Genomic DNA, 14,389 nt, shown 5'->3' with positions numbered 1-14,389 from the left:
CAGAGGGGCATGTCAATATCAGAAATTGCCGTTAAACGGCCATTATTAATTATAGTAATATTTACCATTCTCATCCTTTTTGGAGCGCAGAGCTATTTTCAACTCAATTACAATCTGCTTCCATCCATAGAGGTAAACACAGTAACGGTAAGCACAGTTTATCCCGGCGCCTCAGCGGCAGAAGTGGAAACTTCGGTTACGAAAAAGTTTGAAGATGCTTTTGCTTCAGTGGAAGGTTTGGATAAAATTAATTCGACCTCACAAGAGGGCGTTTCGGTTGTAACGGTGCAGCTAAAGGCTGGGACAGATGTAGATGAGGCAGAACGTAATATTCAGCGAAAGGCTGACCAGGCACAGAATGAGCTTCCTGCAGATATTGATCGTCCCGTAGTCAATAAGGTTAATCTGGAAGAAGCTCCGGTTATCAGAGCCGGGGTAACATCGAACCTACCCGCCAGGGACCTTTACGACTTTATGGATAAGCAATTGAAGCCGGTTCTTCAAAACGTCCCCGGTGTAGGGCAGGTTAATATAATAGGTGGTGAAGAACGGGAAATCCATGTGAACATTGACCAGTCAAAACTAAGGGCATATGGCTTGAGTATCACCCAGGTAACCGACGCCGTTAATAATGCCAGCCGTTCCTTTCCGGCGGGAAGTATTGAGACAGAGGCTCAGCAGGTATCTATACAATTTGATGCTAACATGGTATCCCTGGAGCAACTCCGTTCTCTTATCGTTCAAAATCGTCCAGATGCCGGAACCGTCTACCTTCGGGATGTTGCCGAAGTCGTAGATGCCTCAGCAAAAGCAACTGCAATTAATCACATCAACGGCCTTCCATCTATTGGGGTCCAGGTAATTAAACAAAGTGATGCTAATGCAGTGAATGTAAGTGAGGAGGTAAAGAAAAGTTTTGCGGAAATAGAGAGGCAGTACGGTTCTCAGAACCTAAAGTTTACTGTATCCTCGGATCAGTCGGTTTATACCTTAGAGTCGGCAAATGCGGTAATGGTCGACCTTGTTCTGGCCATTCTAATTGTAGGGATCGTGATGCTTGCCTTTCTTCACAGTTTTCGTAGCTCCATGTTCGTCCTAGTGGCCTTACCTTCTTCTATCATTCCCACATTTATTGCCATGTATTTATTCGGGTTTTCTTTAAACCTTATGACCTTGATGGCAATGTCGCTGGTAGTTGGAATTCTGGTGGACGACTCGATCGTGGTACTTGAAAATATTTACCGGCACCTTGAAATGGGTTCTAACAAAGTAAAGGCAGCATTGGACGGTCGTAATGAAATTGGTTTTACTGCTCTGGCAATTACTTTGGTGGACGTAGTGGTATTTCTCCCCCTGGCCTTGTCGGGTGGTATCATCGGGTCGATCCTCCGGGAATTTTCACTGGTGGTAGTCATCTCCACCTTAATGAGCTTATTTGTTTCATTTACTATTACACCGCTTCTCGCCAGCCGTTTTGGCAAGATTGAAGAAATGAACCCTCACACACTATGGGGGCGACTCAATATTAAATTCGAAGATTTTATTGATGCAGTAAAGTTTTATTATGGGGAAATGCTTGAAGTGGTGCTAAAGAAAAAGCGCTGGCTTTTATTAGGCGTGATCATTCTTATTATTGCCTCCATTGCTCTGATACCTGCAGGTTTTATAGGTGCTGCCTTTATTCCTTCAAGCGACCAGGGTGAGGTATTGTTCAGTCTCGAGCTAGCGCCTGATGCCAATATTAACCAGACCAATGCAAGTACTCAGGAGGCAGAGAAAATATTAATGGCACATCCGGATGTTAACAATGTTTTTTCAAGTATTGGCTTCGTAGGGGGAAGTGTAGCAGGAACCAGTAACAATGGTAACCTTGCTGAGATTACTGTAACCCTGAAGGATTTAAAGGAGCGGTCCATGAGTTCGGAAGAATTTGGAGTGTTTATGCAGAGAAAGCTAAGCGAATCGATCGCCGGAGTGAAGTTTACAGCTTCTCCGACTTCGATTTCCGGAAACGGAACCCAGGCCCCTATTCAGGTTGCCATTCAGGGAATAGACCTTCAAAAAGTTCGGAGCGTGGCAGAACAATACAAAACAGCGATTGCTACTATTCCTGGTGCCCGCTTCGTAGAGCTGTCTGTAAAAGACCAGAAGCGACAGGTGAATGTGAAGCTGGACCGCGATAAAATGGCTCTTCTGGGAATTAATGCAACACAGGTAGGTGGTGCCTTGCAGAATGCCTTCAGCGGCAATGATAACAGCAAATTTAAGGAAGATGGAAACGAGTACGACATTTTGGTAAACCTTGATCAAAGCAACCGCTCAAGTATTGGTGATGTACGGAACCTTCCTTTTTCCAATAGCGAAGGACAAACATTTATCTTAAGCCAGTTTGCAGAGGTGAGTGAGGGGCTTGGTGAGAGTGTATTGCAGCGTACAGACAGGCTTAACTCGATAACCGTTGAAGCTAACGTTGTAGGGAGACCTACAGGATCAGTAACACAGGATATTCAGGCAAAGGTGGCTGGAATAAGTATTCCTGAAGGTGTCAGCGTAGAATACCTGGGAGATGCAAAAAATCAAAGCGATGCTTTTGGTAGTCTTGGAATTGCACTACTTACTGCTATACTGCTTGTATACCTGATCATGGTCGCGCTGTATGAAAGTGCCATTTATCCCTTTGTAGTGTTGTTTTCTATTCCTGTCGCGATAATCGGAGCTCTGCTAGCCCTTGCCCTAACTATGGAAACCTTGAATATTTTTTCCATCATCGGTATGATCATGTTGCTTGGTTTAGTCTCCAAAAACGCGATTCTGATTGTCGACTTTGCGAACCAATTGCGAGAGGAAGGGCATGATTTGAAGGATGCTTTACTGGAGGCTGGAAAGGAACGGTTACGTCCAATATTGATGACAACGCTTGCCATGATCCTTGGTATGCTTCCTATTGCACTGGCATCCGGTGCCGGAGCTGAAATTAAAAATGGAATGGCCTGGGTGATTATTGGTGGCCTTACCAGTTCCATGATCCTTACTCTATTTGTAGTGCCTGCGATGTATATGATTGTCGAAAAAGTGAAGCTCCGGTTTCAAGGCAGTAAGAAGGGAGGGCAAATAGCGTATGAAGCTTAAGATTCTTATTGTATCCGGACTATCTATCAGCAGTCTGCATGCACAAACAAATCCTGGCGCTCTTAATCAGAAATACCGTGACTCTATAAAAGCTTCCTACCTTGAGGAGGCTGCTATCAGATCTCCGGCTTTCCGGCCGGTGTCAATTTCTACAAGCCTTTTTGGAGCAGGGATTATGAGTGGAAAGTTAGGCGAAAACGAAGTGTATAAGGGTGATGCTAATTTAGTAGAAACTTCTATTGGATTAAAGTTTCCTGTTGCTAGCTGGGGGAAAAACACCGTTGTAGCGAACGTAAAATATCAGCATCAAAGGATGGAGTTTGTAGAAGAGGAAACTGCCAGTATGGGATTAGATCCCTCCTTGATTAGTTTCAGCAAGGGAGCGGTTGGAGTGGGAGCGATGTATACTCGCAGTGACTCCTTATTTGGAAAAAAGGTAGTTTACCTTGCCTCTATCTCAGGGCTCACTAACAACATTAGTTATTTAAGGAAAATGAGCTACATGGCCGGTGCTTCCTTTATCCTGAAACAGAATCAGAACACCAACTTTACGATTGGTCTTGTAGTAAATATTGATCCTTCCAGCCCCATCCCAGCCTTTCCGTTAATCAGCTACTGGCATAGGTTTGGTTACTCCAAACTCGAACTGTCGGCTGATCCTTCAAGGGTAAGTTTGAGAAAAATGATGAAAAAAGATCTCTGGGCATCCTTTGGAACAAGCATTTCTGGTTCAACTTTCTTTTTCGAGCAAAAATTCCAGGCAATTCCCGAAGATGTCAATTACAGCTCCTCTGACGTCAAAACTGGAGCAGGGTTAGAATATCGACTATTTCGAAAGTTTATGGTTGGTGTTGAGGGGGGGCTGGCAATTCCTATGGATGCAAGGGCATTTGAAGCAGGAAAGACAACAAGAGATTATTTTTTTAATAATGAAAGAACAACGAGGCCTTATTTAAATCTTAGTGTTTCTCTATTGCGCCTGTAGGGGATTGAATGTCCTTCTCAAGCTAATCCAATAGTTTATATAAAATATTAATCTATTAACAACACGTTTAAAAAATGAAAAAGTTCATTTTAGCAATTACATTATTGACAGGTTTGACATATGCTGCAGAAGCTCAAACTTAAAAAGGAAAAATAATTGTTGTCGGGAGCGCCTCTTACCGATCAATAAAATCAGATGAAGAAGGAGCAAAAGCAGCTCAGGAGTTGTCCTTGGTGCCAAACCTTGCTTATTTTGTTACTGATAACACAGCAATAGGAGCTGGCTTTGGCTACAACTATTCCAAGCTTGGAGAAGCTAGTCCTACGGGGCAGAACGAATTCTTTGTAATTCGCCCCTTTGCAAGATATTATGTAACTATTACAGACAATAAAATCAAAGGAGCTGGCAATGAAATCTTGTCGATCGGAACAAACTTTTTTACACCTCATATAGGCGTTCAGTTTCATTTTTAAAAGTTAAATCAACAGAGGTTTACTGCCTCTGTTGATTTACAATCCCTCATCTTAAGCTACTATTTGCAGGAGACTGACTGGACTTGGTGAAAAGACTCCGGCGTGAGCACTTGTCACTTATCCTGGCCGGTACCAGTTTTAAAACGTTTCAATCACATTTGGATCACCTTGTGTGGTTATTACGGGATTGGTGCTGATTGTATTCGTTGCAGGGTCGAACGTATAGATGCCTACGCCTGAGGTACCGGCGATTCCAAACAGAATCTTGTTTTCAAAAAGTCCAACAGAAGCTGCATAACCGTTTGAATACGGTATATTAAGTTTTGTGATTGTTTTGTTGATCAGATCAACCTTGAAAGACCCATAAGTTCTGTCGCTAACATAATTTGGCGGGTTGCTTGCCAGTGCATAGACATTACCGGTAGAATAAACAATTCCTCCGCTGATGTACCTCATCTTTTGAAGGTAATCCAGTTTGCCGCCGGGAATCCCCGCTATTGTGTAGTCCGCGGTATTAAAGAAATAACTTGGATCAAATGTTGTCTGTCCGTTTTTAATCCTCAAAAAGCCGCTTTTTTGGTCAGAGCCGCCGAAACCGTACGACGCGACACAATAAACGTACATGTCACCGCTTTCGTCGAAAAAAATCGAATGTTGCTCGTTAATGCTTCCGGCCCAAAAGCTTCTGTTGTCTGTTGCAGAAGTAATGGTATTTCCATTAGCTACATCTATGATAAGCACCTGAACCGGGTAACTGCTGGTAAAGTAGTTGGAAGTCTGACTGCAGGCGACGTATAATTTACCATTTTTTAGCGCCATAATATTTGGATCGGGACTCCCGTCGCCACCAAGCGCATAACTGGTCACGTCAATGGTACCAGTGATAGCCATAGTAGTCGGATTGAAAATTAATATCTTACCTGCTTTAGATAGTGAAATGTATCCTTTGCTATCGTTTTCAATCACTGCACCAATTGGCCATGAAGCAGCCGGAGCGGTAAGGCTGCCAGCTTCACTAAGGGTACCGTCCTCTTGCCTGGTATATTTTTTAACTACGTCACCGTAACGCTGAGGCAAAACAAAAACGTCGTTCTTATAAACCGTAATGTATGGATACTCGGTTGTCTGCCTTGATTTTGAATTTGTGAAATTGCCAACGCTTAAGTCTTTTAGCGTACCCACATACCCCGTCACGGGATTGGCGGTCGTAATATTTGTTCCGATAATTAGCTTGTCAAAACCGGAGGTCGGATCATTTGCAGGGTCCTTTTTTTTACAAGAGTAAAATGCGAATGCCAGAGATAAAACCGCAGTGATTTTCAGAGTTTGTTTTAGCATGATAATTTATTTAGTTATGTAAGTTTCAGTTAATGAACATGATCATGATTGGCTTTACCCATCAGGAGCATGCGTAATTTAATGCGGAACGTTCTGCCCGGAAGCGGCTGATTATAATTATTAAGAATTTCCTTGCCTGAAATATTATTCACCTCGGCAGTGATCGTATATTTACTTTCCTGCAAAGACTGTTCTAGTGATATGGTATGCGTTAGGTAAGATGGTATCACAAAATTATCATAGACGCTGATCTTAAACCCGTAGTTATACTCTGCCACAAAGCTGCCGTCATACATCAACCGCGTATTAGAGCCATGTCCTAATATACCGCGTTTATGATATTCTGCGTTCCAGTTAAAAAACAATTGCGGGGTGTTGGGTATTTGAAGGTTGTATGATGGATTGGGCACGCTAGTAGCAGGAATCAGCCTGTTTATATCTGTGAGTACCTGATAAGTTGCATTGAATCCCGCAAAGACATTTTTGGTTACATCATACTTGATATCCAGGTCTGCGCCTTTGATATTTGCCTTTGTATAATTTACATACCCAAGCGTTAGTCCGTTACCAGAGAGCTGTATCAGGTTGTCAACATTCATATAGAAAGCGTTGGCTTCTATCTGCAGACGCCTGTTATTTCTGTTTTTTTCATCAAAAACCAGCCCTACATTATAATTATGGGCAATCTCCGGTCTCAACGTAGTTGTAGGCGTAATTAAAACACCATCACCAAAAAGCTCTGTATTGTTAGGCAGCCGCAACCCTTTTTCATAACTGGCTTTTGCCAGAAACGATTTTGAAATTGAATATCTTAGTCCGGCAGTGTAGCCAAGTTCGTTGGTCGTGTTCCGTAATTTATCAGGGATGCTATTGTTCAGATAGATACTTGTGTTGAAACCATCTACAACATTGTAATAATTTTTCAGGGCAGTAGAGATCAGCAGCCTTTCGTCCAGAAATCTGCTCTCCAATGTCAAACCGGTAATGCTGTTCAGCAGAGAACCGGGATAGTTGTACACATTTTTACCCAGGAACGCATTGCCGACATCGTCTTCCGGATCTGAGCTGACCCTGCGGAACGTGTTGTTGAAGTTGAGGGTAAAATCTCGATTTATACGATAGTCCAGATTAAAACGCTGCCGTAAATCCCGTTGTAAATTCGTGGACAGATTGGGACCATTTCCTAACTCACCCTTTCCTATGCTGCTTGGAATCCTGGTCCCATCCCAATTATAACTATATGCCGATGTGTCGATAAATCTTACATCGAACTTTGACAATAGGAGGTTATATTTCAGCCCTAGTTTGCCGCCTGCAAAATTCTTTCTGGTAAAGTTGATCAGACCTACGTAAGATTGACCTTTTGTTTCAGCGTGCTGAATATTCTGCTGAATGCCCTGTATTTGTTTCCTGTTACCCACATAGGCTCCTTCAATCTCTATTTCATCAAACCAAAGCTTATGAAATTTGACTGCAACAGCTGCTAGCAAAGAGTGATATTTATCATGATCCCGTTCTATCCTCAAACCAGGTTGATAAGGCGACTTCATCACATAGTTATTATCACTACGTGTATCGAAGACCCCTACACCGACTTCAATCCCCTGCTTATCGAAGGTCTTTTTTACGATCAGATTGCTGAGTTGCGTATTATAAGACTGCCTGGATATTGATGCGTCTATATAGCTCACATCCCTGTGTTTAAAAATTACATTTACAGCACTTCCCAGGCCGTCCCCGCCAAGATATGCAGGTACTGCTCCTTTATAAATTTCAATCCTTTCAATTATTTGGACAGGAAGGTCGTTCAGGCCTAAACTCCCATCCGGCGTATTTAAGGGATTTCCATCCAGGAATATTTGTACTCTTTTACCTTCAAGGCCTCGCACTGAAATCCTTGCATCGCTTCCCAAACCGCCACTTAACCGGATTTGAACACCGGCCTGCCTGGCCAGAATTTCATTAAGGTTTCCAGCCCGGTTCTCCATTTCCTTAGCGGTAATGACTGTAACGGGCATTACATTTTCCTTCGTTTTCTTAACCTCTGCCTGTTCAGCATTCAGTCCGTTAACATTAACAGCGGAAAGTTCGTTAGAAACCGGTGCCATTTTTATGGTGATGTCCATCGACATCCCGGCAAAGTGAACAGCCTGCGTAACGGTTTCATAACCAATAGAGCTACATATCATGATATAATTTCCAGACTCAAGGTTTTTGATCTGGAACATTCCATTGTCATCGCTGATAGCCCCTATATCAGCGCCTGCGACCTTAATCGTTGCTTTTTGTAAGGGCCTGTCCGATTTCGCATCTATTATAGTACCTCGTAAGATACCGTGTTTTTGAGCGGTTACACTGACAAATGCCAGCATAAGCCCAAGAGTTAGTATAACTTTCATGGTGCCTGCATCAAAATGTTCAATTAATTTATTATTGTTTTCATGTTTTGTTTGAGTTTAAATAAATTGAGTTTTATTGTAATTATCGTATCTCAGAGCTTACCAGCAATTGCAGGACAGCACCAGCAAAAAGTACCGCCAGAAAAGCTATGAGCATAGCTATCAGCGCCGGGTAAATTGCATTTCGGTCTGCGACCGACTGATGAGCATGGCGGGGTTCGAATGCAAAATCACTCTCCAGAAAGGGCTTTTTATAGAAAAGATATGGGTAATAAAAAGCCTTAAGCTTATTGTGGTACTGCACTGCACTCTCCATAAAATCAAGCTGCGCCCGGATGTCGGTACCGCAAAGAGCATTTAAGAAAAGCTGGAATGTAGCCGGTGGACTTAGCTTACTAAGCTCTGAAGTAAGATGGGAACGCGATTTAAGCTTATGGGAATACACTTTGTAAAGACTGTCTACTGAGCGATCTCCCAGCTCCTGAAATGCATAATACCATTTCCATTCAAATCGGGCACCGATTTCAGGAGTGTTCCTGTACTTTGGATAATAAGTAAAAAACCGCTGCATCGTTTGTTCTTTGGGTCTGTCCCAACCCGCGTGTACCTCTTCGCGCTGTTTTAATGTAAGCTGCAAACCTTCGCTGAGCGGTTGTCTTATCTGTATGATCACATTGAACGTTACCGGCATTATTACAGTAAACAAAAGCCATAAGCCCAGCAATGAAACGGCATTAAAAGCTGAGTTCTTTTTGAGCACTACAATGACATAGCATACCCCCAGCCAGAATAGGCTGTATAGCACCGTCCCTCCTATCCATAACCATAACCGGCTGTCGGCAGTAGCCGTATTCACAGATATACCCACAAGAGACAGGAATATAACGAGCGTCAGGATCAGCAGGAACCGGAACAGAAATTTGGCAAAAAGCAATGCAGATAGCGAAACCGGTTGAGACAATATGGATCCGAGTGTTCCTCGCTCTTTTTCGGCCGAGTAAATGTTAAAGCAGATGGCTACAATAAAAAGCGGCAGGATATATACAAGGACAAAAGCGAGATCGAAAGTGCCGGAAGCAAGTTTATCGGGATTGGTGTTCTCCGAATTATACAACTGATTTTGCACTGCCAGGAGCCTCAGTTTGATGTAATATGGGTTTGCATCGCGTTGCCCGATAGATAGTGCGGCCCAGGAATCAGGTAAATTTCTGGCAAATGCGGAATGATAATACCCGATATCGCCGGCATCGGCACCATCCGGATACTTTGCATTCATTTCACTAATATTATCCTGATAGAGCTGCTCCAGCCCGGCGAGCTTTGTTCGCTGACGGCTAATTTCGGCATGACCGGAGTAGATGCCGTAGAAACCCGCTGCTAATAAAAGCAGGGTAAATAAAAGAAGGCTCTTCTCTCTTTTAAAACTGAGCCATTCGGTATAAAGTAACGTTGCTAGAATTCTGTGTCTCATGGCTTAAAAAGTCTGCTGATTAAGTATCTGAAAAGTGATAAAAGCAATATACCCCAGGTTAGCAGAGCTGCAATCGAAATCCAATGCCGGCTAAGCGCAAATGTCACCGGGGGCTGCCTGTACTCAAACTCCGGATAATTTTTCCAGTGGCTTGAATCTAAGCGGGTATCCTTATCATGATACTTGAGTTTGCTTGCCTGAAGGTGATTAAGATGCTGTGTAAGCTGGTAACGATAGGCTTCTGCCGCCTTTAAAAAATGCACGTAATGCGCTGCATCTGTTCCGGCTAAGCCCATAGATATATAGCGGATCGCCTGGAATGGATTGACAAATCCCGCCCATTCCGAGATACTGCTTTGTTTGCGGAATGTATCAGCCAATTTGTCGAACTCTTCGGCATAAACCCTACTGCTGTATGCCTCACCCTCAGCCATGATCACACCGTCGATGTTGACCGGCAACTGACTTACGGAGTCAACCTTATATTTGGCAAGCAGCTTTTTGGTAAGATCGGCGCGACGTTTATCCTGGGGATTGTGGCCGTCAATACCCTTACTGGCGGCGTGATGAACGAGGGCATCCATCTCTGCCTTCACAGGTGCCGGGAATAGCAAACTGCCCATATTGGCTGTTATTTTCGGTAGCAGAATACAACAGAAAATCCAGATGGCAAGCAGGCTGATCAGTGCTGTGCGCGAGTATTGATTGAAGGCTGAAACCAATATACATAATGCCAGGAAGATGAAAAAGTAAATGCTGTAAGCAGCAACGAACAAGGCCAGCCGCAGTAAAAAGTCTCCGTTGAACTTTAGATCATTAGCAAGGAACATAAAAACAAAAGTTGCCAGTAAGGCTGGAACAAGGATCAGCGTCAGCACTTTAAGGTATCCGTGTAATTTTCCCAGGGCTATTTCGCCGACGGTCATACCCTGACTTAACAGGTTTTTAATGGTGGCATCTTCCTTCTCCTGGGTAAAAGTGTTAAAGCTTAAAAAAATGATAAGCAGCGGAATCAGCCATTGCAGCACAAATGCCACTGTCAATTCGCCAAACCGCAGCAGGCTGCCAGACTGCTGTACCGTGCTGAAATTGCTGCTGTTTTGCTGGTGTGCTTCGAGGTATACCATAGTACCGGTATAGCTATCGAGGCCAAAGTCGAAAAAGCTGAATGACGATTTCGGCCGAAACGCGTAGGAGCCATAGTGGGCCATGCGGTGCGGATGCCGGGCTGGCTGATCCTTAAAGTCATTGCTGGCCTCCTGCTGGGCGATCGTTCTTTCTGCACTAAGCTGCTTATAAGAAATTATACCGGTGATGACCGCTGCAACTAACAACAGCACTACTATTACACCTATGAGCACAAAGCGCTTATCTCGCAGTACGGAAGTAACTTCCTTTTGGGATATTGTTCTGATCATTTTAATCGTGCATGTAGTTGAGGTAAAGTTTTTCGAGTTCGTTTGCATCCATATCACCCGAGCGCAGTTCGTGTACCAGCTCGCCGGCCTTCATGATGCCGATGCGTGTGCTCACTTCCCGTGCACGGAATATGTCGTGGGTGGCCATAAATACCGCCGTGCCTTCTTCGCTGAGCTGCTGCAGCAGCACGGAGAATTCGTTGCTGGCTTTAGGGTCAAGTCCGGAAGTGGGCTCATCTAACAAAAGCACCTTCGCTTTTTTAGCCAGAGCCCCTGCAATACCAACTTTTTGCCGCATACCTTTTGAATAGCCACCTGTGTATCTGTCGATAGCTTCAGATTGCAGACCGGCTTTCATCAACAAACCACGCAGTTCCTGCTTGTTGTAGCGGTATCCGGCCAAACAGCTTAATAGTGAAAGGTTCTCAAGCCCGGTAAGATTGGGGTACAGAACTACTTGTTCAGGGATATAGGCCAGATACCTTTTTATTTCGACCGGATTTCTGGCAACTTCTATTCCATTGATGTAAGCTGCGCCCGAACTTGGTTTAATAAACCCCAGGAAGAGATTTATGGTGGTAGATTTTCCGGCCCCGTTAGGGCCAAGCAGACTAAAAATTTCGCCCTGCTGTAACGACAAGTTAAGAGGCTTCAATGCCCGGTTTTCCAGGTAGCTCTTACACAGACCTCTGGCTTCTAATACAAACTCCATAAAATAATTGATCTAATAAATCTTAAGTGTGAGGTTCAAGCCTTGAACAGGCGAGAACAGGCCAGGGAATGGCCGGCGGAAACTGACTAAGCGCTGATTAACCGATAAGTATTGAACGTGTTGCCACCATCTGACGCACACATTACGTCAGTATGCACATAACTAACGGAAAACAGTAATTACTTAGGCTAGAATTTAACTGGCGGCCCTTTGTTTGTCCAGGCGTGGACGGCTGTTTGATAAATACTTTGTGAATAGCCGACTCTGAGCATACGATAACCCAGGATGCTGCAATTGAAGTTAACCGGTTCGAAATCCCACATGAATTCTTGCGAACGATGCTGGTTATAATCACAGACAAAACACTTTTCCTGCTGTTTGAAAACCTGGTGTTTTGAGTGCCCTGAGCCAGTATCAAAGGACGAAAAGCTATGATCTTCGAATGCATGAATGGCCTGGAGCAACTGCATCCCAATAAAGAGCAGTAGCAATAATAAAGATGATATTTGTCTTTTATTATTCAGAGGAACTTTGTTTATGCAGCAAAGTTGCATTAATTTTTTGAAAGTCGAAACTTTTTTGAAATCTAGTTTAGGTTAACTTATAGGGTTTCCTCTATCCAAAAATAAAGAGGCGGATATCTTTAACTTCTGGCTCAAACAAATTTAAGCGAACTATCCTGTATGAATAGAACATAAATCAATTGCCAGCGTTACTATTATAGCTTTGCGCCCACCTTACAGATCAAGTTCTTTAACCTTACAAAGTAAGGAAACGGTTTATTAGGCGATTGTGGGCATTTTATGCTAACAATCAACGAACACGTTTAGCTTTGAACTTTGAATAATACAGACCATACCAACTATCAAAAAGAGATTGAGACTTTAAAACAAGAAATTAAGTTTCTCAAGTCCTCTAACAAACAAACGGTAGCAGACTTCGAGAAACAAGAAAATTTTGTGGAAGAAACTCGTATTGACAATATCAGGTTCCAAACTATTTTTGATCAATCTGCTGTGGGTAATAAGATTATAGATTCAGATCTGCGGATATTGCAGGTAAATGAAGCACTTTTGGCTCTTCTGGGCTACACCAGGAAGGAGCTGTTGGGTGCTTTGATAGTAGATTTTTCCCATCCGGATTGCAAAGAAAATTGGATGCTGCTGCAAAAAAAGCTTTGGCTTGGAAAGCTTCCGAGTTTTAATATGGACGCCTGCTTAATTAAAAAGGATGGCAATCCTATTTGGTGTAACATAACTTCCATAATATTTGAAGATAACGGCACTACGCTTGGCTTTACTATCGTACAAGATATTTCTGAGAGAAAAGCTTTCGATAAAGTGCGTCAGCAAGCTGATGCCCGAAAAGATGAATTTATAAGTGTGATGAGCCATGAGATCAAAACACCATTGGGCAATATCAAATCTTACATTCAACTTTTGGAGCGGGAAATAAGTAAAGAAGAGAAAGTCTACCCCTTCATTCAAAAAACCGGCAAACATATCAAAAGACTTGAGCGCCTGATAAGCGATTTGCTTGATATCACTAAAATGAACTCGGGGAAATCGGACTTGTATTTGACATGGTTTCCTTTTCACGACATATTAAGGGAGACAATTAACAGTGTACAGGAATTATCCCCTACCCATAAAATAGTGCTTGAAGACAATGTAAAGGTGCTCTATCGGGGCGACCAGTACCGAATCGAACAGGTGATTATCAATTTTCTAAATAATGCCATTAAGTATTCGCCCGGTGCAGGCAAGGTGATCGTTCGCACGAAAACCGAGCTTGATAATATTATAGTGAGTGTGCAGGACTTTGGCATTGGAATAGCAAAAAATGACATGGCTCAGCTCTTTGACAGGTTTTACCGGGTAGAAAAAGTTGCTATGCAGTATCAGGGGATGGGTCTTGGTTTATTTATTGCTTCACAAATTCTTTTACAGCATAATGGAAGTTTCTGGGTTGAAAGCGAAGTGGGTAAAGGAAGTACATTCTTTTTCAGGCTTCCGATTGAAAAAGTTAAAACGAAAAAAGTAACTGATACTAAGATTCACTATAAAGATGATAGCGTATCTGTAAAGTACCTGAAGGATCATCAAAGGGTGCAGGTTGAATGGACAGGCTTTCAGAATCATAATTCAATCAAGGCCGGATGTTTGAAGGCTTTGAAGATCGTAAAGGAGAATAAATGCAATAAGATGCTGATAGACAACACCCATGTCCTGGGTTCGTGGGCGGATGCTGCGGAATGGGTCGGTATGGACTGGTTTCCTATGATAGAAGAGGCAGGTCTGGAATATTTAGCATGGATTCATTCTGCCAGTACATTTGATCAATTGTCTTTAAGAGAAACGGTAAACGCCAAAGTTGGAAATGTGGAGACGCAGTTATTTCGAAACGTTGAAGATGCAAGCCTATGGCTTGCTGATGTTGATTAGCTGTTTTATAGGTTTTGTCT

At 43.0% G+C, this 14,389-nt stretch carries 10 protein-coding genes; 4 read left to right on the top strand and 6 right to left on the bottom strand.

Features of this window, described 5'->3' with window-relative positions; all coding sequences use genetic code 11:
• Positions 1 to 9 precede the first annotated feature (9 nt).
• From J3P37_RS13035 to J3P37_RS13025, 3 genes are all read left to right on the top strand, one after another.
• On the top strand, positions 10 to 3,129 hold the full coding sequence (locus J3P37_RS13035; RefSeq protein WP_256011674.1) for an efflux RND transporter permease subunit: 3,120 nt from the start codon (positions 10 to 12) through the stop codon (positions 3,127 to 3,129).
• Positions 3,119 to 4,114, top strand: coding sequence for a hypothetical protein (locus tag J3P37_RS13030; RefSeq protein ID WP_256011673.1), 996 nt, complete (start codon positions 3,119 to 3,121; stop codon positions 4,112 to 4,114). Before J3P37_RS13035 ends, J3P37_RS13030 begins: the two co-directional genes overlap by 11 nt.
• Positions 4,115 to 4,344: 230 nt before the next feature.
• A complete protein-coding gene (locus tag J3P37_RS13025) occupies positions 4,345 to 4,587 on the top strand; it encodes a hypothetical protein (RefSeq protein WP_256011672.1) in 243 nt (80 codons plus the stop codon).
• Positions 4,588 to 4,725: 138 nt separating this feature from the next.
• Here J3P37_RS13025 and J3P37_RS13020 read toward each other — a convergent pair whose 3' ends face one another.
• The 6 genes from J3P37_RS13020 to J3P37_RS12995 all read right to left on the bottom strand — a co-directional run bounded on the left by J3P37_RS13020 (position 4,726) and on the right by J3P37_RS12995 (position 12,416).
• Entirely contained in the window at positions 4,726 to 5,925 is a 1,200-nt protein-coding gene (locus tag J3P37_RS13020; RefSeq protein ID WP_256011671.1) for a YncE family protein, read from the bottom strand.
• Positions 5,926 to 5,954: 29 nt separating this feature from the next.
• On the bottom strand, positions 5,955 to 8,324 hold the full coding sequence (locus J3P37_RS13015) for a TonB-dependent receptor (RefSeq protein WP_256011670.1): 2,370 nt from the start codon (positions 8,322 to 8,324) through the stop codon (positions 5,955 to 5,957).
• An 82-nt stretch (positions 8,325 to 8,406) separates the two neighbouring features.
• Positions 8,407 to 9,795 (bottom strand): ABC transporter permease, encoded by a 1,389-nt coding sequence (locus tag J3P37_RS13010; protein ID WP_256011667.1) that lies wholly within the window; start codon positions 9,793 to 9,795, stop codon positions 8,407 to 8,409.
• Positions 9,792 to 11,213, bottom strand: a complete 1,422-nt coding sequence (locus J3P37_RS13005) for a DUF3526 domain-containing protein (RefSeq protein ID WP_256011665.1) — start codon at positions 11,211 to 11,213, stop codon at positions 9,792 to 9,794. The genes J3P37_RS13010 and J3P37_RS13005 overlap by 4 nt, the downstream gene beginning before the upstream one ends.
• Before the next feature lies 1 nt (position 11,214).
• Entirely contained in the window at positions 11,215 to 11,925 is a 711-nt protein-coding gene (locus J3P37_RS13000) for an ABC transporter ATP-binding protein (RefSeq protein WP_256011664.1), read from the bottom strand.
• Between the two features lie 188 nt (positions 11,926 to 12,113).
• Positions 12,114 to 12,416 carry a hypothetical protein gene (locus J3P37_RS12995; RefSeq protein ID WP_256011663.1) on the bottom strand — a complete coding sequence of 101 codons (303 nt, stop codon included), beginning with the start codon at positions 12,414 to 12,416 and terminating at the stop codon, positions 12,114 to 12,116.
• A gap of 348 nt (positions 12,417 to 12,764) precedes the next feature.
• On the opposite strand from J3P37_RS12995, the gene J3P37_RS12990 reads away from it, so the two are divergent.
• The gene (locus tag J3P37_RS12990; RefSeq protein WP_256011662.1) at positions 12,765 to 14,369 is read left to right on the top strand and encodes a PAS domain-containing sensor histidine kinase; all 1,605 of its coding nucleotides are present in this window, start codon (positions 12,765 to 12,767) and stop codon (positions 14,367 to 14,369) included.
• The last annotated feature ends 20 nt before the right edge of the window (positions 14,370 to 14,389 follow it).

The organism is Desertivirga xinjiangensis (assembly GCF_024436435.1).
GTDB classification, from domain to species: Bacteria; Bacteroidota; Bacteroidia; order Sphingobacteriales; family Sphingobacteriaceae; genus Desertivirga; species Desertivirga xinjiangensis.
This window is presented reverse-complemented; position numbering and strand designations above follow the sequence as displayed.

Coding starts and splice junctions, on each gene's coding strand:
- J3P37_RS13010 (WP_256011667.1), bottom strand. CDS start 9,795: ATGAGACACAGAATTCTAGCAACGTTACTTTATACCGAATGGCTCAGT.
- J3P37_RS13020 (WP_256011671.1), bottom strand. CDS start 5,925: ATGCTAAAACAAACTCTGAAAATCACTGCGGTTTTATCTCTGGCATTC.
- J3P37_RS13015 (WP_256011670.1), bottom strand. CDS start 8,324: ATGAAAGTTATACTAACTCTTGGGCTTATGCTGGCATTTGTCAGTGTA.
- J3P37_RS13000 (WP_256011664.1), bottom strand. CDS start 11,925: ATGGAGTTTGTATTAGAAGCCAGAGGTCTGTGTAAGAGCTACCTGGAA.
- J3P37_RS13030 (WP_256011673.1), top strand. CDS start 3,119: ATGAAGCTTAAGATTCTTATTGTATCCGGACTATCTATCAGCAGTCTG.
- J3P37_RS13035 (WP_256011674.1), top strand. CDS start 10: ATGTCAATATCAGAAATTGCCGTTAAACGGCCATTATTAATTATAGTA.
- J3P37_RS13005 (WP_256011665.1), bottom strand. CDS start 11,213: ATGATCAGAACAATATCCCAAAAGGAAGTTACTTCCGTACTGCGAGAT.